Source organism: Serratia sp. BNK-23, from assembly GCF_047456145.1.
Classification (GTDB): Bacteria; Pseudomonadota; Gammaproteobacteria; order Enterobacterales; family Enterobacteriaceae; genus Serratia; species Serratia nematodiphila.
In genome coordinates this window covers 3,046,308-3,067,768 of sequence record NZ_CP179900.1, presented here as the reverse complement: position 1 = coordinate 3,067,768, position 21,461 = coordinate 3,046,308, and the positions used below count along the sequence as shown (strand labels likewise).

The window sequence follows — 21,461 nt, the reverse complement described above, 5'->3', positions numbered from 1 at the left end:
CTCCGCAAAGTTATTCGGAAGTATGTATTAATCTGTGTTCATTCTTGTCTGAAAAACAAGTAATATCTCTGGCGAAAACAGAGGCCGATTGCGTTACTCCCTTTTTTTGGAGATTTTTCCTTGATTAGCGTTCTTCTTGTTGATGACCACGAACTGGTGCGCGCAGGGATACGACGCATTCTTGAAGATATCAAAGGTATAAAAGTTGTCGGTGAGGCTCAGTGCGGTGAAGACGCCGTAAAATGGTGCCGCGGCAACGCTGTCGATATCGTGCTGATGGACATGAATATGCCGGGCATTGGCGGGCTGGAAGCCACGCGCAAGATTGTGCGTTATGCACCCGACGTCAAAGTCATCATGTTGACCATCCATACTGAAAACCCTTTGCCCGCGAAGGTGATGCAGGCGGGTGCCGCCGGTTACCTGAGCAAGGGCGCCGCGCCGCAGGAAGTGATTAACGCCTTGCGTTCCGTGCATGCCGGGCAGCGCTATATCGCGTCTGATATCGCACAGCAGATGGCCCTGAGTCAGTTGGAACCGCAGGCTGAAACGCCGTTCAGCTGCTTGTCTGAACGCGAGTTACAGATCATGTTGATGATCACCAAAGGCAAAAAAGTGAATGAGATCTCGGAACAACTGAGTCTCAGCCCGAAAACGGTGAACAGCTACCGTTACCGCATGTTCAGCAAACTGAATATCAGCGGCGACGTCGAATTGACTCACCTGGCCATCCGACATGGATTGTTCAATGCGGAGACGTTGTTAAGCAGTGAATGACCGTTTTGATGCCAAAGCCTTCCTGAGTACCGTCACCAGCCAGCCCGGCGTCTACCGTATGTATGACGCCACGGGTACGGTGATCTACGTCGGTAAAGCCAAAGACCTGAAAAAGCGTCTCGCCAGCTATTTTCGGCAGCAGGTCAGCAGCCGTAAAACCGAGACGCTGGTTAAAAATATCGCGCAAATAGACGTAACGGTTACCCACACCGAGACAGAAGCGCTGCTGTTGGAACATAACTACATTAAATTGTACCAACCGCGATATAATGTTCTTTTGCGAGACGATAAATCTTACCCGCTGATTTTTCTCAGTGCGGATACCCATCCCCGTTTGGCTGTGCATCGCGGCGCCAAACACGCCAAAGGCGAATATTTCGGGCCTTTCCCCAACTCTTACGCCGTGCGCGAGACGCTGGCGCTGCTGCAGAAGCTGTTCCCAATCCGCCAGTGCGAAAACAGCGTGTATCGCAACCGTTCGCGTCCGTGCCTGCAGTATCAGATCGGCCGCTGTTTGGGGCCTTGTGTTGCCGGGCTGGTGAGCGAAGAAGAGTACCGGCAGCAGGTGGATTACGTGCGGCTGTTTCTTTCTGGCAAAGATCAGCAGGTATTGCACCAGCTGATTGAGCGTATGGAAGAAGCCAGCAAACTGCTTAATTTCGAAGAAGCGGCGCGCATTCGCGATCAAATTCAGGCTGTGCGCCGCGTCACAGAACGGCAGTTCGTGTCGGGCGACAGCGACGATCTGGACGTGATCGGCGTGGCGTTCGATGCCGGTATGGCGTGCCTGCACGTGCTGTTCATCCGTCAGGGCAAGGTGCTGGGCAGCCGCAGCTATTTCCCTAAAGTGCCGGGCGGCACGGATATGGGTGAGGTGGTGCAGACCTTTGTCGGCCAGTTCTATCTGCAAGGCAGCCAGGCGCGTACGCTGCCCGGCGAGATCCTGCTGGATTTCAGCCTGCCGGAAAAAGACCTGCTTGCGGAATCGCTCTCCGAGTTGGCGGGGCGCAAGATCCAAATTCAAAGCAAACCGCGCGGCGATCGCGCCCGTTATCTGAAACTGGCGCGCACCAACGCGGCAACGGCGTTGACCACCAGGCTGTCGCAACAGTCGACGATCCATCAGCGGCTGGCGGAATTGGCCAAAGTGCTGAACCTGACGGAAATCAACCGTATGGAGTGCTTCGATATCAGCCATACCATGGGTGAGCAGACCGTGGCTTCGTGCGTGGTGTTCGACGGAAACGGCCCCGTGCGAGCGGAGTATCGGCGTTACAATATCAGCGGCATTACTCCTGGCGATGACTACGCGGCGATGACGCAGGTGCTGAAGCGCCGTTACGGCAAGGCGCTGGAAGAGAAAAAGATCCCGGATGTCATCTTCATCGACGGCGGTAAAGGGCAGCTCGGCATGGCGATCGACGTATTCAAATCGCTGAATGTTACCTGGGACAAGAATAAGCCGCTGTTGATCGGCATCGCCAAAGGCGCCGACCGCAAGGCAGGGTTAGAAACGTTGTTCTTCGTGCCGGAAGGTGAAGGGATTTCTCTGCCGCCGGATTCGCCGGCGCTGCATGTGATCCAACACATCCGCGACGATTCGCACAATCATGCCATTACCGGTCACCGGCAGAGAAGGGCGAAAGTCAGGAATACCAGCGCATTGGAGCTGATTGAAGGCGTAGGGCCGAAACGGCGCCAGGTGCTGTTGAAGTATATGGGCGGACTGCAACCTTTGTTGAACGCCAGCGTGGAGGAAATTGCAAAAGTGCCGGGTATTTCACAAGCATTGGCAGAAAAGATCTACAATGCATTGAAACACTGAGGGCAATGTAGCAACATACTCTTAATTTCCACTCTAGCCAGATAGTTACCGTAGCATTATGCAATTGAATATACCGACTTGGCTTACCCTGTTTCGCGTAGTTCTGATCCCATTCTTTGTGCTGGCGTTTTATCTGCCGTTCAACTGGGCTCCGATGGTTTGCGCCGTTATCTTTGTGTTTGCCGCCGTCACCGACTGGTTTGACGGCTTCCTGGCACGTCGCTGGAAACAAACGACGCGCTTCGGGGCGTTTTTGGATCCGGTCGCGGACAAAGTGATGGTGGCGGTGGCGTTGGTGCTGGTGGCTGAGCACTACCACAGCTGGTGGATCACGCTGCCGGCGGCCACCATGATCGCCCGTGAAATCATCATTTCGTCGCTGCGCGAGTGGATGGCGGAAATTGGCAAACGCAGCAGCGTGGCGGTGTCCTGGATCGGCAAAGTGAAAACCATGGCGCAGATGATGTCGCTGGTGGGCTTGCTGTGGCGGCCGGATCGTTCCGTAGAGTATGTGGCGATTGGCTTGTTGTATATCGCGGCGGTGCTGACTTTCTGGTCGATGTTCCAATATTTGAACGCGGCACGCAACGATTTGCTGGAACCGTGATCGATACGCTGCAAAAAGCGGCAAACGATCGTGGTGTGCCAACAATTTTATTGACTCATCACGTCAGGTAAGTAGAATGCATCGCATCAGACGACAACGATGAATTGCCGAAAGATAGCAAAGAAATCAGTCAGTTCTGGTAATGCGGGAATAGCTCAGTTGGTAGAGCGCAACCTTGCCAAGGTTGAGGTCGCGAGTTCGAGCCTCGTTTCCCGCTCCAAACATTAGCCTGTTGAATTTTCGTGATTCGGCAGGTAAGAAAAAGGGGCTTCGGCCCCTTTTTCGTTTTCTATTCCTTTGCCGTCCGGCGAAACCTTTCTTCATCTTCCTGCATCGACTATTGTCCCTATATCTCCTGCCATTTTCATACCGCAGGATGCCTCCTGAAAACAGGCACATTTGATTGGACATCGTGTCGATGCTCTGTGGGGTATTGATGCCGACCCATCGTGCGGCGTACAACCCGATGTGAGTCTCCAGCTCTGCAGTTGCGTTGGTCGTTCAGGGCGGCGGTATCGAAGATTGCGCGATGTCCCCATGATGATGCTTTGCCCGGTACCCCATTGATCATAAGCAAATGAAAAGCCTGGGAGGGCACGGGTAAGCGATTCCTGTCGAGAAAAAAGATCCGATTTGCCCGTGAATCCCTAAGCCGATGCATATAAAATCAACATTCCGCTTGCCTTTCCGTTGGCATTGTGAACAGTGCGCCCACAAAATAAGCAGTTGAAAGCGTTAGAGAACTTTTTGCTATTTCGGGGGGTTGCCAAGGTGGGGGGTTTAGTCCATAATGCAGTCCATCGATTCGGCGGTGACGAAATAAATTACTTAAGAATCAGATGATTAAGATAAGCGATTTCAACATCGCGATTGAAAAGAACAAAACGAAGTGGGTGAATCACCGGCTTTGGCCTGAAAAGGCAAACAGAATAAAGGCGCGTTAACAAAGCGGTTATGTAGCGGATTGCAAATCCGTCCAGTCCGGTTCGACTCCGGAACGCGCCTCCAACTTTCCCGAGCCCGGGTGGTGAAATCGGTAGACACAAGGGATTTAAAATCCCTCGGCTTATGGCTGTGCGGGTTCAAGTCCCGCCCCGGGTACCAGGGAACAAAAATACCGAATAATCAAAGCAATAAGTAGTAATGTCGTAGACCGCCGAGAGGCGGTTTTTTTGTTTTTGTAATTCGCGTTACGCCTGCATTTTTTCCTTTCTTGTCATGCCGCTACCCTGCCTGCAGGGAGCCCCGCAGGGCTCCGAAGTACAACTCATAAGAAACCGAACGCCGCAGCGAGGATCCAGCCGAAGACGCAGGAGACGCTGACGCCAATCAGGCCGGGCAGAATAAAGCTGTGGTTGATCACAAAGCGGCCGATGCGGGTGGTGCCGGAGCGGTCGAACTGAATTGCCGCCAGATCGCTGGGGTAGGTCGGTAAAATATAATAACCGTAGCAGGCCGGCGCTGAAGCGACGATATAGGCCGGGTTGACGCCGATCGCCAGCGCCACCGGCACCAGCGCCGCCAGCGCGGCAGCCTGCGAATTGACGAATTTCGACACCAGCAGCAGGATCAGCGCATAGGCCCAAGGGTACTCTTTCACCAGCACGCCCAGCGTGGCTTCTATCTGCGTCAGGTGCGCGCCGAACATGGTTTCCGCCATCCAGGCGACGCCATACACCGCCACGATGGCAATCATGCCGGAACGGAACACCTCGTTTTTAGAGATAGACGCCGGGTTGGTGCGGGTGATGATAACGATCAACGCCCCGGCCATCAGCATGCACATCTGGATCACCAGAACCATGGAGAGCGGCTTGCCGCCGAAGCTGGGCCGCAGGCCGGAAAAGGCCCCCAGCACCGCCACCAGGGCGATGGTGGCGAGGAAAATCCACATGGCGATCCAGTTGCTGCGCGGCAATACCCGGTCCAGCAGGGTAGCGGCGTCGCCGTAGACATAGCGATGGTTCTCCGGCACCGAGATGAACTTCTGGAACTCCGGATCTTTGTCCAGGTCTTTGCCGCGGAACCAGCTGAAGATGCCGATCGCCAGAATGCCGCACAGCGTTGAAGGGATGGTGATAGACAGCAGATCGAGGAATTCCAGATGGCGGCCATTGAAGGTGTAGCTGCTGAGCATTGCCACCAGTGACACCACCGCCACCGAGACCGGGCTGGCGATAATGCCCATCTGCGCGCCGATCGAACTGGCCGCCATCGGCCGTTCCGGGCGGATATTATTTTTGATCGCCACGTCATAGATGATCGGCAAGATGGTATACACCACATGGCCGGTGCCGCACAGGATAGTGAGAATGCAGGTGACGAAGGGGGCGATGATCGAGACATAACGCGGGTTGCGCCGCAGCATCCGCTCGGCGATCTGCAGCATGACGTCCAACCCGCCTGAAGCCTGCAGGGTGGCGGAGGCCGCCACCACCGCGATGATCACCAGCATCACGTCTACCGGCGGTTTGCCGGGCTGCAGGTGAAAGCCAAACACCAGGATCATCAAACCAATACCGCCCAGTAACCCCAGCGCAATGCCGCCCTTACGCGCCCCATACAGCAGGCATGCCAATATAACCGCTAATTGCAGAAAGAAATCCATGATAGATACGCCTTAATAATGTTGAACTTAACTGCGTTCAGTTTCCGGCGGTGTTTACAGTAGAAAGTTGTTTTAAATCTAAAGGCGCTAAAAAATTGTGGTTATTAGCTCTAAAGAGTGATGACGGTCACGTTCAGAGAATCTGAAGAGCAGGCGGCTGACGACATCAGCACGAAAAAGCAAGTTAAGAGGTCAGACCTCTCCTATATAACCGGTTTACCACCAGAGGAGAGAGCAATGGATCCGACAAAAATGACCGGGCTGGCGTTATTACAGGCTGCGATGGCTGGCAAGATCCCACCGGCCTCGATCGCTGAAACCGTGCCCATGAAACCGGTCGCGGTGGAAGAGGGGTATATCCGCATCGCGGCGCGGGCCGACGGGCGCCATCTGAATCCACTGGGGGGCGTACATGGCGGTTTCGCCGCCACGGTTTTGGACTCGGTGACCGGTTGCGCGGTGCACAGTACGCTGGGCGCGGGGATTGGCTATGGCACCGTCGATCTGCAGGTTAAAATGTTGCGCCCTGTGCCGAAGGAAACTGATCTGATCGCCGAGGGGCGTCTGGTCTATGCGGCGAAGAACGTCGCTTTTGCTGAAGGCACGCTCAAAACGGCGGAAGGGAAGCTGCTGGCTTCGGCAACCGCCACTTGCTTTATTATTCGCCCCACCGAACAAGCACCGCAATAACCTGCTTTTTATCGGGCTTCGGGCTATCAACCCGGAGCCGGATGCATTTATCTTCGGCCGCATGCCTTGCTGCGCTACGATGGCAGGCGCGATACGCCATTGTGGTCTAGTATTCTTGGGTGAAAATTTATCGGGGTGATTATGCAGCCGTATAAAGAGGTTGAGTTTGATCATGAGCTTTGTCTGGCGATCGGCAAAGCCGTATTAGACGTGGTGGCGCAGGGGGAAGAAACCAGCGCTCCGGCGGTGATGAACGCGATTGAGCGGTCGGTGGCGCAGGGTCTGAATGACGACGAAACCGCCATCGCCGACGACGCCCTGGATGTGATGGCTCGTCTCATCCACGGTTTCAGATTCATTAATCTCGCGGGTGAAGAGGATACTCCCCATGCATTGGTTGAATTTCAAGCGCTACAAGAGTGACGTTGCCAAACAGGCCGTGCCGCCGCATTTGAATGCGGCTGAATTTGCGCGGCATTACGCCGACAAGCCGCAAGCCGATACGGAAGAGTACCTTTCGTTGAGCGGGGAGATGTGCTGGGATGCGGTGGTGCTTTGCGCTCACCGTTCAGGTGCGCTCAGCAAGGCGAAATACAAGCAGCTGTGGCTGACGGTGTTCGATAAGCAATATAAACATTTCGTCAGCCCTGATGATACCGAGATCCGCACCATGGCGGATATGCTGCGCGCTCCGCAGGGATGTTTTATCGGTATATTTTCCATGCGCGATGCGGCGGCGCCCCGATTGCTGCATGCTATGATCGGCACCGGTGCGGGATTTGCCGCGGGCAATAAAAATCTTTGCATCGGCGTGGGCGGCGCGGTCGGTTGGGAAAATCTCAATCTGGCGCGCGATCTGCGCTGGCAGCCGGAAGGCGGTTTTTTACGCCAGGGCGACAACGAAGTGCTGCGCATTTTTTATCGGCCTTTCCCCGCCTGAACCACCGGCCGCAGGCTTTTTAGGATAAAAGACCGCCGCCCGGCGGTTTTTTGTTGCTTACTTAAACCCGCCGTTGCGTATGAACTCGAGACCGGCGGTGGTGATCCGCGTTTGGTGCGGATCGATATCATAGTTGTTCTCGTCGATGTCGCTCATCACATAGGCTTGTATCAGCCCCTTGGTTTTAAGATAGGCGAAGGGATCGGCGAAGGCGTGCGGGCTGGTGGCGTCCTGCTTCCACAGTTCGTAGGTTTTTTCATCCAGCGTGCCGGGGTGATTGGCGGCCAGGTGGGTCAGGATCTGATTGTAGAACTCATAGTCGGTCATGATGCGGTCCTCTTTATCGCGAGCGACAGTCTCGGAAAATGGCGTAACGTCTATCAATCATAGCCGAAGTTTCCCACCGCCTGCGGCGGCGTCGGGTTAGCCGCGTTGGCTTTCAATCCAGTGAAACAGACGTGAAATGCTGAAGGTGATATCGCCAATGTTGAAAAGCGCGCCGAGCCACAGGGTCAGCATCACCAGGATGCCGATAATGATGGGAAGGTCCATTTTGCTCATGATCATGTTCTTCATCAATAAAGAGTGTGCGGCAAAGCGTACCACCAATCCTGATTGTCATAAAAATGCGCTGCGCATTATTTCTTTTGAAATCAAAGTAAAAAAGCCACCCAAACGGGTGGCTTTCAGCGGCGATCAGTCCAGCTTGGGGTGCTGGTCTATCAGGATCTGCTTTTTCTTTTCCAGCTCGGCGATCTGCGCGTTGATGTCCTCGACTTTCTGTTCGATGTTGTCGTAGGTCTCCTGCAGCAGTTCTTTCGCTTCGGTACGGTCAGAAGCGGCCGGCGTCGCGCCGCGCAGCGGCTTGTTGGCGGTCTCTTTCATGTACAGACCGGTGATAAGACCGATCACCGCCACAACCATCAGGTAGTAGGCCGGCATGTACAGGTTGCCGGTCGCTTCGACCAGCCAGGCAGCGACGGTCGGTGTCGCACCGGCGATCAGTACCGAAATGTTGAACGAAATCGCCAGCGCGCTGTAGCGGATGTGCGTCGGGAACATTGCCGGCAGAATCGAGGCCATTACCCCGGTGAAGGAGTTGAGCAGCACCGCCAGCACCAGCAGGCCGACGAAGATCAGGCCGATGACGTTGCTGTTGATCAAAATGAAGCACGGGATCGCCAGCGCCAACAGGCCGATGCTGCCGCCGATGATAAACGGCTTACGACCGATACGGTCGCTGGTCAGGCCGATCACCGGCTGCACGAACAGCATGCCGATCATGATGGCGATGATGATCAGAACGCCGTGATCCTCCGAGTAGTGCAGGTTATGCGACAGGTAGCTCGGCATGTAGGTCAACAGCATGTAATAGGTCACGTTGGTGGAAATCACGATACCGACGCACACCAGCAAACTTTTCCAGTGTTTGGCCGCAATCTCTTTGAACGAGGTTTTCGGCGGATTTTCGATGGCGTTGCGATCCTCTTTCTCCATCTTATCCACGTGCTGCTGGAACGCCGGGGTTTCTTCCAGCGCATGGCGCAGATAGAGACCGATCAGGCCCAGCGGCGCGGCGATGAAGAACGGAATGCGCCAGCCCCAGTCGAGGAAGTTGGCTTCGCCGACGATGCTGGAGATCAGCACCACTACGCCTGCGCCCATCACAAAGCCGGCGATGGAGCCGAAGTCCAGCCAGCTGCCCATAAAGCCGCGTTTGCGGTCCGGTGAGTATTCGGCGACGAAGATCGCCGCACCGGAATATTCACCGCCGACGGAGAAGCCCTGCGCCAGTTTGGCCAGCAGCAGCAGGATCGGGGCCCAGATGCCGATCGACGCATAGGACGGGATCAGGCCGATACAGAAGGTGCTGACCGCCATGATGATAATGGTGACCGAGAGAACTTTTTGCCGGCCGAACTTGTCGCCCATGGCGCCGAAGAACAGACCACCGAGCGGACGCACCAGGAAGGGCACGGAGAAGGTCGCCAGCGCGGCGATCATTTGTACGCCGGGAGAGGCGCCGGGGAAGAAGACCTGGCCAAGCGCATAGGCGACAAAGCCGTATACGCCGAAGTCGAACCACTCCATCGCGTTGCCCAGGGCCGCCGCGGTGATCGCCTTCTTGAGTTTGCTGTCATCGATGATGGTGATGTCGTTAATGTGCATCGGTTTATGTCGTTTTTTTCTTAACTTCATATAATCATCCCTTAATGAATTATTCGTTGTTCGTGAAAGCGTCATCTCCGTTCACTGTTGTTTTCGAGTTATCAAATCGGCTAATCGAATCGCGATTCAAAACGATTCATTATCCACATTTAAGTTGGGATGTGGATCACAAAATATCGTCGTTTATGCCAAGGTTATGTCATTTAGGTGACTAATTATTTTGCATCTATAGCTTAACGTTATATCTTGCGGCGATCAAATCCAGCAGTTTAACTTAAGTATTTGCACCGATTTGGTGCGAGAATAGTCTAATAATTGTGCTATTTGACGGTTTTTCGTCTGATTGATGATGTTTCAAGTATAGAGAGTACGGGAGATAAAACAGGAAAAATTGATGTGTTCGTCGCTAAAAAAACGCCTGACCAACTGGCCAGGCAGTTTGGATTAGGGCGCCGACGAACCGCCGAACTCCAGATAGATTTTCGCCAGGTTCTGGTACTGCGCGAAGCGGTTTTCATCCACCGCCAGTTCCGCCTGACGGCGTTGTTCCTGAGCGTTCAGCCAGTCGGTAATGGTGACGGCGCCCTGTCGGTAACGCACCTCGTTCAACCGCTCCGATTTACGCGCCAACGCCAATGAGGCGCGCAACTGCGTCTCCTGCGCCAGCAGCTGCGTGCGCAGTGACAGCGCATTGTTCACATCGCCCATCGCTTTGTACAGCGCCTGCTTGAAGGCCAGAACTTGCTGTTCATAGTCGTTGCGGGCGATCTTGATCTCCACGCCCATTTGCCGCCACTGCAGGAACGGCAGCGTCAGGCTGGCGCTGAGGCTGCCCGTCGGGTTGCGCAGGAATTCCAGCAGCGCGCTGCTGCTGGCGCCCAGTGAACCGGTCAGGCTGAACTCGGGATAGTATTGCAGACGTTTTTCATCGACGTTGGCCAGGGCGGCGCGCAACCGCAGCTCTTGAGCGCTGAGATCCGGGCGACGGCTCAGGACGCTGGCGGGAATGCCGGTGTTGATCTGCGGCATCGCCGCCGTCGGCAGGCGTGCGGGCGCGATGGTGGCCTGGCCCGAAGGCGCACCCAGCAGCACCGCCTGTTCGTTCAGCGCCTGTTGGCGTTCGTGCTGCAACGCCAGCAGTCGGCTTTCCTGCGTCAGCAAGCTTTGCTCCGCGTTCACCACGTCCAGCGCCGAGATGCTGCCGGCCTGATAACGGGCGTTGGCCAGCCGTAGCGTCGTTTTGGCATAGGCGATGCTCGCCCGGCTGACGTCGATCTGCTGATTGAGGAAGCCGATGCGCCAGTAATTCGTGGCGGCGTCGGCCAGCAGCGTCAGGCGCGCCGTTTGCAGATCCTGCTCGGAAGCCTGGCTGGCCCACTCGGCGGCGTCGCGCTGGCGCGCCAGTTTACCCCACAGATCGACTTCATAGCTCGTAGAGAGAGAGGCGCCGCTGGTTTTGTTCCAGGCGGAGGATTCGGACAGCGGGCGATTGATGCCGCTCGTCAACGAGGCGCTGACGCCGGGCGCGGTGCTGATGCCGACGCGTTCCGCTTCGAGCCGCGCGCGGTAAACGCGCAGCACGGCGAGGGCCAAATCGTTGTTGCTCGCCATCACCTGTTGCAGCCAACGATCAAGCTCGGGATCGTGGAAATCACGCCAGTCGAACGGCGTCGGTGCGGCATTGTCTGCCGCGTGCTGCCAGCTCGCCGGGTAGTTGACCTGCGGTGCCTGGTAGTCGCTTTTCAGGGCATTGCCGCAGCCGGCGGTTAGCAGGGCGGCGAGGCTTAGCGCCAGGGGGGATAAAATTTTCATGGGTTACTCGCTGGCCAATGAAACGACCGGATCCATCCTTGCCGCTTTGCGGGCGGGGAGATAACCGAAGATCATGCCGATTAAGGTTGAACAGAAAAACGCCGTTGCGGCAGCTTGCCAGGAATAGATGGCGGTGAACATGCCGCCCGCCAGCGAGGTGAACAGCGACCCGGCGGCGAGCGACAGCGCAATACCCAATGCGCCGCCGATCAGACAGACCAGCACCGCTTCGATCATGAACTGTTGCATGATGTCGCTGCGCCGCGCGCCGACCGCCATGCGCACACCGATTTCGTGGGTGCGTTCGGTCACCGAAACCAACATGATGTTCATCACGCCGAGGCTGCCGATCACCAGCGAGATCGAGGCTACCATCAGGATCAGCAGGCTGAAAGTCATTGACGTGCGTTCGATGGACTTTCGGATTTTATCGAAGTTGTACAAACGGAAATCTTTTACGCCATGGCGTTGGGTCAACAGCTGTGTGATAGCGGTGACGGCCGATTCGCTGGCGACATTGTCCTTTAGCCGAACGGTGATGCCGCTGAGCGTCGGTTTGCCTACCATGCGATACATCACCGTGCTGTAGGGCATCCAAACAGTAATGCGATTGGGCGCGTAGTTGCGATTGCTTTTCGCCACACCGATCACCCGTGCCGGCACCGAGCCGAGAAACACGATCTGGCCGAGCGGCTCGACGCCGAAATCGCCGAACAGCGCCTGGCGCGCATTGTCGTCGATGATCACTTCCTGCAGCGCATTACGATCGTCGCGGAAAGTCACGCCTTGTAACAGCTCGATGCCGTTAACGCGGAAATAGTCGCGCCCGACGCCGGTGATCGAGGCGGTGGCGGATTTGCTGCGAAAACGGATGCTGTCGGAAGCGTCTACTTCCGGGCTGACGCTGTCGACGAAGCTTTGCTGCGCCAGCGCGTCGGCATCGGCCGGCACCAGGGTGCGGATGCTGTCGATGGCGTCGTCGAAGAAATCGCGGCCCGGATAGATGCTTACCACGTTAGTGCCGAGATCTTTGAGGTTTTCCAGCGTGCGCTGTTTGGCGCCTTCGCCCAGCGCCACTACCGTGACCACGGCGGCGATGCCGAAGATGATGCCGGTCATGGTCAGCGCGGTGCGCAGACGATGAGCGTTCATCGCTTTCAGCGCCATGTGCAGCGATTCGCGGGTGCGGTCGATTAGGCGTTGCCAGCCGCTTTGCCGGCTGCGGTTCGGCGGCGGCAACGATGGGCCGGACGCCGATTTGCGGCCGCTGTCAGCGATGATCTTGCCGTCTTGCAGTTCGATGACGCGCTGCGCATGTTGCGCCACTTTCATATCGTGGGTGACGATCACCACGGTATGGCCGCGCTGATTCAGTTCGCTCAGGATCGCCAGCACTTCCTGGCCGGATTGGGTGTCCAGCGCGCCGGTCGGTTCGTCCGCCAGGATAATTTCGCCGCCGTTGATCAGGGAGCGGGCGATGCTGACGCGCTGCTGTTGGCCGCCGGAAAGCTGGCCGGGCTTGTGGTCTTCGCGTCCCTCCAGGCCTAACCGCGCCAGCAGTTGCGCCGCCCGCAGCCGCCGCTGATCGCGCCGGGCGTTGGCGTAGATGGCCGGGATTTCGACGTTGCCCAGCGCGCTGAGATCGGGCATCAGGTGATAGCGCTGGAAGATAAAACCGATATGTTCGCGGCGCAGGCGGGCCAGTTCGTCCGGCGACAGGTGGGCGGCGTTCTGGCCGCTGATGTAGTAATCGCCGCGATCCGGCACGTCGAGGCAGCCCATGATGTTCATCAGCGTCGATTTGCCTGAGCCGGAAGCGCCGATGATCGCCACCAGCTCGCCGGCGGCGATGGTCAGATCGATGTCTTTCAACACCGTTAACGCTTGACCGCCGTTGGTGTACGTTCGGCTGATGCCTTTTAGTTCGATGATCGCGTTCACAGGAAGATGCCATCCTCAGCCGATTTGGCGGCGGGCTGCGACAGCACCACGGTTTCACCGGCTTTCAGGCCGCTGAGGATCTGAATGTCGACATTGTTGGTGATGCCGGTGGTCACTTTGCGCGTTTCCAACCGCTGGTCCTGGGTCAGCACCTGCACCTGCTGCATTTCTCCTTCGGCTTTATGCACCGCCTGGATCGGCACCAGCAGGGTGTTCTTCGCGTCGCCGAGCAGCAAGGACACCTGCGCGGTCATGGCAATGCGCAGGCGGTTCTCCGGGTTGGGTACGTCCAGCAGCGCGTTGTAATAGACCGAGGCGTTCGAGGTGCCGGAGCCGGAAGCGGAGCTGGTGCCGGCGAGCGAATCGTCTTTCATCACCGATTCCGGCGCCAGCTCGATGGTGCGCAGCGTGGCGTCGTACCGTTTATCCGGATCGGAGAAAATAGTGAAGTACGCCTTTTGCCCCGGTGAAATGCGGGTGATGTCGGCTTCGGAGATCTGCGCCTTGATGGTCATCATATCCAACCGCGCCAGCTTGACGATGGTCGGCGCGCTTTGGCTGGAGTTGACCGTTTGCCCCTGCTGCGTGACCACGGCGATAACGATGCCGTCCATCGGCGCAACCACGCGGGTATAGCCCAGATCGATTTTTTTCTTCTCGACTTCGATCTGCGATTGCACCAACTGCGCATTGAGCGCCTGCAGATCGGCGCGAGTGGTGGCGAGCGAGGCTTCGGCAGTTTCGAAGTCTTCCCGCGAACTGGCTTCGTCGTTCAGCATGCGGCGCTGGCGTTTGAAACGCGACTCCGCCTGTTTCAGCAAGGCCTGTTTGGCTAACATATTGGCTTTGACTACGTTCAGCGCCGCCTCGGCGTTGCGCAGATCGTTGCGCTGTTGCAGATCGTCGATGTCGGCGATCGGTTGCCCTTTGGTGACGCGATCGCCCAGCTTGACCTTCAGCGATTTGACTTCGCCGGAGACGCGGGCGCCGACGTTGACGCGTTCGATGGCATCCAGCCGCCCGGTGGCCAGCACGGCGTTTTCGATATCGCCCAGGCGGGCCGGCGCGGTAACGTAATCCTGCTGCGGCGGGCGTTGCCAAAAGATGGCCAGCGCGACGGCGACGGCGATGAAAACGATGGCGGCGAGCAACGCCAGACGGCGGGAGGGGAGCTTCAGTGATGACATACCCAGGTTTTCCATAACGATAAAAGCGGCGGTTCCAGTCTGCCATCATGGCAGCGCCAGCTTGAACTGGCGCTAAACGTGAGGCGCTTTCCCGCTGGAAAGGGGATAGTAAAGGCTTTCCCGTTAAAGATCACGGTGAGTTATTATCCGCCGGGTGTGCAACCGGCTGCAGGGCGCGTTATACTGGCTAAAAAACCAGTATTCATTCATCAGCAGGATAATGCCACCGCCATGATGCCAAACCGCCTCGAGCCGGAACTCGACATTTATCAATACCCGGAGCACCTGCGCGCCTGCCTGGCGCCGTTGCCTAAAGGGCCGGGCGTGTATGTGTTTCACGGTCAAAGCGAGAGCCTGCCGCTTTACATCGGTAAAAGCGTCAATATACGCAGCCGGGTGATGGCGCACTTCCGCGCGCAGGACGAGGCTAAAATGCTGCGCCAAACTCGACGCATCAGCTTTATCGAGACCGCCGGTGAGTTGGGCGCATTGCTGCTGGAGGCGCAGTTGATCAAACAACAACAGCCGCTGTTCAACAAACGTCTGCGGCGCTCGAAACAGCTTTGCGCGCTGCGCTTGCAGGCAGATGCGGTGACGATTGCTCACGCCAAAGAGATCGACTTCGCCGTCACGCCCGATCTCTACGGGCTGTTTGCCAATCGCCACGCCGCGCTGGAAAAGCTGCGCGCCATCGCCGACGAGCATCGTTTATGTTACGGCAAGCTGGGGATCGACAAGCTGCCCGCCGGGCGAGCCTGTTTCCGTTACAGCCTGCGCAAGTGCGCCGGCGCCTGCTGTGGCGTGGAGTCGGCGCAGGAACATGCTCTGCGGCTTAGCGCGGCGCTTGAACAGTTGCGCATCGCCTGTTGGCCGTTCGCCGGACGCGTGGCGCTGGAGGAGCAGGGCGAGACGCTGCGTCAGTACCATGTGATCCACAATTGGTTTTATCTGGGCTCGGTCGGCAATCTGGCGCAGGCGAAGTTGCTGCAGAGCGCGGCCAGCCACTTTGACAGCGATGGCTACAAGATTCTGTGCAAGCCGCTCATGGCCGGCGATTATCGGATTATTGCGCTGCCGTAATGCCATAACGCTATCGATAACCTAAGACTTATCTGTAAATTCAGGGCATTATGCTAAAAAAGCTTGAGTCCATAATGTTGTTATGGATAATGGCACCCCGAAGCGAAGGAACGCGCTATTAACTCAGTTGGCAGAGTGATTGGTTTTATAATGGCTTGTTTTGGCTTGAAAATTGATAGACGCGGGTTCGAGTCCTGCATAGCGCGCCAGCTTTCTTTCCTTCATCTCACCGCGCTTATCGTAAAGCGCACCCGGGTTGATTTGCACTATCGGCTCCTCGTTGGGATTTTCGGGTGTGCTTTACCGTAACCGCTGGCTTTCCTTCCTCTTTCTCTTTCGATCCTTTGCTAAACTGTAATCAGGCAGGCTTGCTGCCCGGCAACAGGAGGTCGATATGTCTCACTCCGAGCAACTGCAGGAGCTCTTGCAACGCGTCGCCGCCCTTGAGGCGAGAGAGAAAGCGCTGACCGCCGCATCCAACGCTTATCAGGCGATTATCACCACCATGTTGGGCAATATGGAGAAGGTCGAACGTGACCGGATCATCGCCATGATCGATCAGGCCCATGAAATCGCCTACGCCCGCGCCATTCAACGCAGCAACGAACCGCAAAAGCAAAAAATCAAACAGGCCGACGACGTCGCCCAGCGCATGTTCATGTTTGCGCAAGGCAAAGCCGCTCAGCCGCGCTGAAGCCGAACTATAACAGTTGCCGCCATTAAGTTGGCTAACTGATCTACCCGGCAAAACTGTACTTGTGTTACTTTTAGCGGTGAGATTTGATGGCAATGCTGTTTCCAGCATAAGGTTGTAACGATGGACGCGATTAAAAGCATCTTGGTTAAAGAGATTGAACAGATCAATCGGCGCGAGGGGCGCGACGGCAAGCCGCGTTTCAACAGCGAATTCGCCCGCACTCACCGCTATTTGTGCCTTGCCATGTTCGCCGGTTACTTCGCGGTGATCGCCGTGATGTATCAGGTGCCGTATATGGGGATGTATGCCTTCCTGGGCTTCACCGCTTTCGTGCTGTTCATGTTCGCCATGCTGCTGATCGAGATCCGGCCGGTGTATCGTTTCGAGGACATCGGGGTGCTGGATTTGCGGGTTTGCTACAACGGCGAATGGTACTTCACCCGCGCGCTGTCGCCTTATGCGGTGCAGCAGCTGCTGGATGAGCCGTCCATCGGCGCCGCGCTGAAACAGAAGATGCGAATCATCATCGGCAACAAGGGCGAAATCGATTTCTACGACGTGTACGACATGGCCTACGGAAAAAAGCCGCAGGATGAACCGTCTCAGCTGGCGGCGGCGAACTGAAAGGTTTCCGGCCGGCGGCTTGTCGATTATACTCAGCGTTTGAACGCGAAGCAGAATGAGGACCAAGCGATGAGTGATGATATTTTCGATTTTGATATCGATGCCGAACTGGCGAAAGCCGAAGAAAAAGCGGCGCAGAAGGTAAAAGAGGTCCCCGAGTTCCTCGAAGACGAAGCGGACTGCGAAGGTTGCAAGATCTGATTGCCTGCCCCATAAAAAAAACCGCCGCGGCGGTTTTTTTTATGTCTGAGCGTCGCGCGGCGTCAATCCAGCACGAATCCCCAGATCAGGAACGCCGCCACCAGAATCAGGCAAAGCGCGGACACCGTCACCAGTATTTTCCCCAGAATGTCTTTTTCTTGTTCCTGCTGCGTCACGTTGAAATTATCCAATTAAAAGTCTATGGACCAAACCGGCGATGCCGAGATCGAGCGCCGCTACGCCCAGCGCCATGATCACTATCACCGAAAGAAATCGAGTCTTGCCGTTCACTTCCCTAATCCCTATCGGCGCCGTTATATCAAAGGGATATAATTTGGCAGCGCCGTACTGCATACATCGTGATAGAGATTAAGAGCGTTCTTAAGGCCAGAAGTTCCCTCATCTGATAGGCCGGCGCCTGAGCGGCAGCGTTAGTCGGTCACGATCCGCACGCCTATCTTGCTGACTTGATTGCCGTCCATTTCGGCGATGGTCCAGGTCAGACCGTCCCATTCCACCTGGTCGCCGATCACCGGTTCACCGCCGATCAGCTGAATGACGAACTGCCCCAGCGTCTGCTGCTCGTCCACGTCGTCTTGCAGATTGAGACCATAAACCTGCGAGATGTCGCTTAAACGGGCGTCGGATTGCAGGATAAAGTCGCCGAAGAAGCGTTCGTCGAGCGTCACGGCCGGCGCCTGGCTGAACAGCTTGCCGAGGATCGGCAGATCGTGCTCATGGCCGATGACGCACAGAATATCGTTCTCCCGCAGCCGGGTACTGCCGCTAGGATGGAGCAGCTCTTTGCCACGGAACAGGGCGGCGATGCGGGTATTGGGCGGCATTTTCAGCTCACGCAGCGCCGCGCCGACGCACCAGTTTTCCGCCGAAAGCTGATACACGAACTGTTCCCACTGGTTTTCCGGGTGCACGTCCAGCCCAACGCGGGAGATCGGCGTCAGCGCCGGCGGCACGATCACCTTGGCTTTTTTGGCGGCAAACGACAGCGTGGTGCCCTGCAGCAGCAGGGAGACCAGCACCACGAAGAACGCCACGTTGAAGAACAGCTGGGCGTTGGGCAGCCCGGCCATCATCGGGAACACCGCCAGGATCACCGGCACCGCGCCGCGCAGGCCGACCCAGGAAATAAAGCCGCGCTCGCGCAGGGTAAAGCTGCGGAACGGCAGCAGGCCGATAAACACCGACAGCGGGCGGGCGAACAGGATCATCCACAGCGACAGCAGCAGGGCAGGGATGGCGATCGGCAGCAGCTCGTGCGGGTTAAGCAGCAGCCCGAGCACCAGGAACATGCCGATCTGGCTGAGCCAGGCGAGGCCATCGAAGGTTTGTACGATGCCGTGACGGTTGCGGATCGGCCGGTTGCCCAGCAGCAGGCCGCACAGATAAACCGCCAGAATGCCGCTGCCGTCCAGCGCGGTGGTCAGCGCGAAAATAAGAATGCCGCCGCTTACCGCCAGCAGCGGATAGAGGCCGTCCGCCAGTTTGATGTGGTTGATCAGCGTCAGCAGCAGCCAGCCGCCGCCCAGACCGAAGACGATGCCCATGCCGAACTGCTGCATCAGATGCAGCGGGAAGGTCCAGCTCAGTGCGGTTTCCCCGGCGGCGATCATCGCAATCAGCGTGATGGTGAGAAACACCGCCATCGGATCGTTGCTGCCGGATTCGATCTCCAGCGTGGCGCTGACGCGTTCGTTCAAACCTTTGCCCCCCAAAAGGGAGAAGACCGCGGCGGCGTCGGTGGAACCGATGATGGCGCCGATCAGCAGCCCCTGAAGCAGATCGAGATTGAACAGCCAGGCGGCGGCCATGCCGGTCAGGCCGGCGGTGATCACTACGCCGACGGTGGCGAGAGAGAGTGCCGGCCACAGGGCGACGCGGAAAGAGCTGACCCGGGTACGCATGCCGCCGTCGAGCAGGATCACCGCCAACGCGAGGTTGCTGACCAGATAAGCGACCGGGTAATTGCTGAAGACGATGCCGCCGGGGCCATCGACGCCGGCCAGCATGCCGATCGCCAGGAAGATCACCAGGATCGGAATGCCGAGCCGGGAAGAAAATGAGCTGAGCAGAATGCTTGCCCCCACCAGCACGGCACCGATGACGAACAAACTGTTAATGGTGCTGGCATCCAAAATATCGCTCTCCTGAGGCTGGGGGATAGGGGCACTGCGCTGGTGTCGATGATAACGTGTTTAGTGGGTAAAACGCCAAGGCTGATTGCGAAAACAACCGATCAATTATTGCCCTTTGGTGCGATTAACCGAATAAAGTGAGGGGAAGAGGGAGAATGCTGTCTTTTATCCAACATTATCAGGCTGCTGTATTTCTGCTTTGGCAACAATGCCCGATCGTGGCTGAGGGAAAAACCATTAAGCCCGCGCCGGCAGGCTTAATGGTTTGCAGGCGCGGTAGGATTAATGATCGAGCGATTCCAGCGCCCGTTTGATCAGCTCGGTGGCCAGCTTGCTTTCCGCTTCGGAAATGCCGTCGAGATTGAAGTTGGAAAGCTCAGCGACCAAAACGCTGCGTTCTTTGCCGCTGATCGAAGCGTCCAGCGCGGACAGCAACCTGCCGAGGATCTTCAGCAGGGTGGCGTTTTCCGCTATGGCTTCTTGAGCTGGGGTGTTCTTATCGGTCATTCAAAATCCTCTCTGTCGTGACGGAAGGGAGATGCAGCTAACGCCACCGAATAAATTAAACGATCGCGCAGCCCTTCGGGGGTGTTGAGCCCAATCACTACCGTAAGGCAGGGATCCGGATTTCTACTTATGCATTGCAGTTATAACGGCTAGGTTATCTATGCAGCCGTATCACTTTGCCTTAACGGTCGACGCCAGGCTGAGCAATGTGTGCTCTGTATGCAAACCACCAGTATAGGCTTTTTACGCGGCGGCAATATGACAGAAGCCCCCTGCAAACGGTCGGGTTTACAGGGGAAAGGTTATTGCGGTTTGCCGGAGAACAGGAAGCGCAGCACCGGAATGCGCTTGTGCAGTTCATATAGCGCGAAGGCCAGAGAGAACACAAACAGCAGGCCCAGCAAGAATCCCAACAGGTTGTTGCCGATATACGGCGTCACGAAAGCGCCATATATCAGGGTCAACGGATGGTGCACCAGATATATAAACAGCGAGGCGTTGACCAGATAGGTGATGCGCGGCGAGTGATAATTCAGCAGGTTATGCCCGAAAGAGAACACGACGTTGGTCATCAGGATCCCCATTAGGGTTTTGATCACCACTTCCAGCTCGAACATATAGCTGCTGTGCGCCAACAGCTTTTGGTTCAGCATATATGCGATAAACAGCAGCAGCGAACCGAGCAGCGCCAGCGGCGAACGGCGCAGAAAAATCTCCTTAAGCCACACATACTTAAACGCATAGGCGCCGAGGAGGAAGAACGGCAAGTAGAACATCGTCTCCATCACCACGAAATTGAACAGGCCGTTGGATAATAGCTGCGGGGCGAAAATTAAAATAATGCGGTGCGCGGCCGAATAGCATACCGCATAAATAAAGAAATACAGTGAGATGTTTCCTAATCCACGCATTCTGTTTATTAGCGTTGGAATATATTCACGGGTTTGACGCTTGATTTTACGGAACAGATAAAAACAGGCGCAGGTTAACAATGACAGCGTCAATAAGAACCACAGATGAGAAACCAATTCCCAAACTGTTACATTTATTTTCTGATAGAGAGAAAATTCATCCCAGCCGTTTAATTTGTCGGTGAAATATTTCAGCATGAAAAACTGCGGCACCGTGATCAGCGGGATGGAGCTCAACAGCGGGATCGCCACCCGCTCCAGCCTGACCTTCAGCCACTGGTGGCGCTCGTAGCGCTCGTAAAGCATGTAGGAGAAGTAGCCGGATATCACGAAGAACACCTGCATGCGGAAGGCGTGGATGAAGTCGTTCAGCACCGTGAGCGAAAAGGAGGGCGACGCGCTGTTCACCGCCCAGGCGTGGCTGGAATAAATCAGGGAGAGGTGAAACGGGATGCCGAGCAACATCAAATAGGCTCTGATGGAGTCGAGGAAAAACTCGCGCTGTTTGCTGCCTTTAGTCATAGATTACCGCTGGTGATTTAATCGAGAGTTCATTAACACGCTTAATAAGTCGTCAAACGTTAAATTGTTATCCGGAACCCTACTATAGCCCCCCGCATTTTTCCATAGCGTCTTGTTGCGCGGCTTGCTACGCTGGTGTTCCATCAGCTGCTTAAACAATGAGCCGTAAACATGAACCATCCATTTATCATGTTGTCGGAAAGCTGAGTA

21 protein-coding genes and 4 tRNA genes are annotated in these 21,461 nt (G+C 56.4%); 14 read left to right on the top strand and 11 right to left on the bottom strand.

What is annotated here, in order from left to right:
* The first annotated feature begins 120 nt into the window (after positions 1-120).
* The 6 genes from uvrY to ACMGF9_RS14615 all read left to right on the top strand — a co-directional run bounded on the left by uvrY (position 121) and on the right by ACMGF9_RS14615 (position 4,313).
* On the top strand, positions 121-777 hold the full coding sequence (gene uvrY, locus ACMGF9_RS14640; RefSeq protein ID WP_004927947.1) for a UvrY/SirA/GacA family response regulator transcription factor: 657 nt from the start codon (positions 121-123) through the stop codon (positions 775-777).
* On the top strand, positions 770-2,602 hold the full coding sequence (gene uvrC, locus ACMGF9_RS14635; RefSeq protein WP_015377403.1) for an excinuclease ABC subunit UvrC: 1,833 nt from the start codon (positions 770-772) through the stop codon (positions 2,600-2,602). The genes uvrY and uvrC overlap by 8 nt, the downstream gene beginning before the upstream one ends.
* Positions 2,603-2,660: 58 nt before the next feature.
* Positions 2,661-3,209, top strand: a complete 549-nt coding sequence (gene pgsA / locus ACMGF9_RS14630; protein ID WP_004927937.1) for a CDP-diacylglycerol--glycerol-3-phosphate 3-phosphatidyltransferase — start codon at positions 2,661-2,663, stop codon at positions 3,207-3,209.
* A gap of 144 nt (positions 3,210-3,353) precedes the next feature.
* Positions 3,354-3,429: transfer RNA gene (locus ACMGF9_RS14625), tRNA-Gly, on the top strand.
* 714 nt (positions 3,430-4,143) lie between these two features.
* A tRNA-Cys gene (locus ACMGF9_RS14620) sits at positions 4,144-4,217 on the top strand.
* Between the two features lie 10 nt (positions 4,218-4,227).
* Positions 4,228-4,313: transfer RNA gene (locus tag ACMGF9_RS14615), tRNA-Leu, on the top strand.
* A 163-nt stretch (positions 4,314-4,476) separates the two neighbouring features.
* Here ACMGF9_RS14615 and ACMGF9_RS14610 read toward each other — a convergent pair.
* Complete coding sequence (locus ACMGF9_RS14610) at positions 4,477-5,817, bottom strand: anaerobic C4-dicarboxylate transporter (RefSeq protein ID WP_075684798.1); 1,341 nt, start codon at positions 5,815-5,817, stop codon at positions 4,477-4,479.
* 237 nt (positions 5,818-6,054) lie between these two features.
* On the opposite strand from ACMGF9_RS14610, the gene ACMGF9_RS14605 reads away from it, so the two are divergent.
* From ACMGF9_RS14605 to ACMGF9_RS14595, 3 genes are all read left to right on the top strand, one after another.
* Positions 6,055-6,507: a PaaI family thioesterase gene (locus tag ACMGF9_RS14605; RefSeq protein ID WP_004927931.1), complete on the top strand. Its 453-nt coding sequence runs from the start codon at positions 6,055-6,057 to the stop codon at positions 6,505-6,507.
* 141 nt (positions 6,508-6,648) lie between these two features.
* The gene (locus ACMGF9_RS14600; RefSeq protein WP_004927927.1) at positions 6,649-6,930 is read left to right on the top strand and encodes a hypothetical protein; all 282 of its coding nucleotides are present in this window, start codon (positions 6,649-6,651) and stop codon (positions 6,928-6,930) included.
* Positions 6,896-7,447, top strand: a complete 552-nt coding sequence (locus ACMGF9_RS14595; RefSeq protein WP_004927924.1) for a hypothetical protein — start codon at positions 6,896-6,898, stop codon at positions 7,445-7,447. The genes ACMGF9_RS14600 and ACMGF9_RS14595 overlap by 35 nt, the downstream gene beginning before the upstream one ends.
* Before the next feature lie 57 nt (positions 7,448-7,504).
* Here ACMGF9_RS14595 and ACMGF9_RS14590 read toward each other — a convergent pair whose 3' ends face one another.
* From ACMGF9_RS14590 to ACMGF9_RS14565, 6 genes are all read right to left on the bottom strand, one after another.
* A complete protein-coding gene (locus tag ACMGF9_RS14590) occupies positions 7,505-7,774 on the bottom strand; it encodes a hypothetical protein (RefSeq protein WP_004927920.1) in 270 nt (89 codons plus the stop codon).
* A 96-nt stretch (positions 7,775-7,870) separates the two neighbouring features.
* The gene (locus ACMGF9_RS14585; RefSeq protein WP_162138956.1) at positions 7,871-8,008 is read right to left on the bottom strand and encodes a hypothetical protein; all 138 of its coding nucleotides are present in this window, start codon (positions 8,006-8,008) and stop codon (positions 7,871-7,873) included.
* 135 nt (positions 8,009-8,143) lie between these two features.
* Positions 8,144-9,646: a glycine betaine/L-proline transporter ProP gene (gene proP / locus ACMGF9_RS14580; RefSeq protein ID WP_015377406.1), complete on the bottom strand. Its 1,503-nt coding sequence runs from the start codon at positions 9,644-9,646 to the stop codon at positions 8,144-8,146.
* A gap of 414 nt (positions 9,647-10,060) precedes the next feature.
* A complete protein-coding gene (locus ACMGF9_RS14575) occupies positions 10,061-11,428 on the bottom strand; it encodes a TolC family protein (RefSeq protein WP_380693417.1) in 1,368 nt (455 codons plus the stop codon).
* 3 nt (positions 11,429-11,431) lie between these two features.
* Positions 11,432-13,369, bottom strand: a complete 1,938-nt coding sequence (locus ACMGF9_RS14570) for a MacB family efflux pump subunit (protein ID WP_250601981.1) — start codon at positions 13,367-13,369, stop codon at positions 11,432-11,434.
* Positions 13,366-14,571 (bottom strand): efflux RND transporter periplasmic adaptor subunit, encoded by a 1,206-nt coding sequence (locus ACMGF9_RS14565; RefSeq protein WP_021504893.1) that lies wholly within the window; start codon positions 14,569-14,571, stop codon positions 13,366-13,368. Before ACMGF9_RS14565 ends, ACMGF9_RS14570 begins: the two co-directional genes overlap by 4 nt.
* 216 nt (positions 14,572-14,787) lie before the next feature.
* Between ACMGF9_RS14565 and cho the strand changes: the two genes are divergently transcribed.
* From cho to ACMGF9_RS14540, 5 genes are all read left to right on the top strand, one after another.
* Positions 14,788-15,636, top strand: coding sequence for an excinuclease Cho (cho, locus tag ACMGF9_RS14560; protein ID WP_015377410.1), 849 nt, complete (start codon positions 14,788-14,790; stop codon positions 15,634-15,636).
* A gap of 112 nt (positions 15,637-15,748) precedes the next feature.
* Positions 15,749-15,845, top strand: a tRNA-OTHER gene (locus tag ACMGF9_RS14555).
* Between the two features lie 185 nt (positions 15,846-16,030).
* A complete protein-coding gene (locus tag ACMGF9_RS14550; protein ID WP_021504894.1) occupies positions 16,031-16,330 on the top strand; it encodes a sigma-S stabilization anti-adapter protein IraP in 300 nt (99 codons plus the stop codon).
* A gap of 123 nt (positions 16,331-16,453) precedes the next feature.
* Complete coding sequence (locus ACMGF9_RS14545) at positions 16,454-16,957, top strand: YlaC family protein (protein ID WP_015377412.1); 504 nt, start codon at positions 16,454-16,456, stop codon at positions 16,955-16,957.
* Positions 16,958-17,026: 69 nt separating this feature from the next.
* Positions 17,027-17,158 carry a hypothetical protein gene (locus tag ACMGF9_RS14540; RefSeq protein ID WP_015377413.1) on the top strand — a complete coding sequence of 44 codons (132 nt, stop codon included), beginning with the start codon at positions 17,027-17,029 and terminating at the stop codon, positions 17,156-17,158.
* 62 nt (positions 17,159-17,220) lie between these two features.
* On the opposite strand, the gene ACMGF9_RS14535 is transcribed toward ACMGF9_RS14540, so the two are convergent.
* From ACMGF9_RS14535 to mdoC, 4 genes are all read right to left on the bottom strand, one after another.
* Positions 17,221-17,349 (bottom strand): hypothetical protein, encoded by a 129-nt coding sequence (locus tag ACMGF9_RS14535; RefSeq protein ID WP_016928228.1) that lies wholly within the window; start codon positions 17,347-17,349, stop codon positions 17,221-17,223.
* 240 nt (positions 17,350-17,589) lie between these two features.
* Complete coding sequence (locus ACMGF9_RS14530) at positions 17,590-19,311, bottom strand: potassium/proton antiporter (protein ID WP_015377414.1); 1,722 nt, start codon at positions 19,309-19,311, stop codon at positions 17,590-17,592.
* Between the two features lie 282 nt (positions 19,312-19,593).
* On the bottom strand, positions 19,594-19,818 hold the full coding sequence (locus ACMGF9_RS14525) for a hypothetical protein (protein ID WP_004927891.1): 225 nt from the start codon (positions 19,816-19,818) through the stop codon (positions 19,594-19,596).
* A gap of 302 nt (positions 19,819-20,120) precedes the next feature.
* The gene (mdoC, locus tag ACMGF9_RS14520; protein ID WP_015377415.1) at positions 20,121-21,251 is read right to left on the bottom strand and encodes a glucans biosynthesis protein MdoC; all 1,131 of its coding nucleotides are present in this window, start codon (positions 21,249-21,251) and stop codon (positions 20,121-20,123) included.
* Positions 21,252-21,461: the final 210 nt, after the last annotated feature.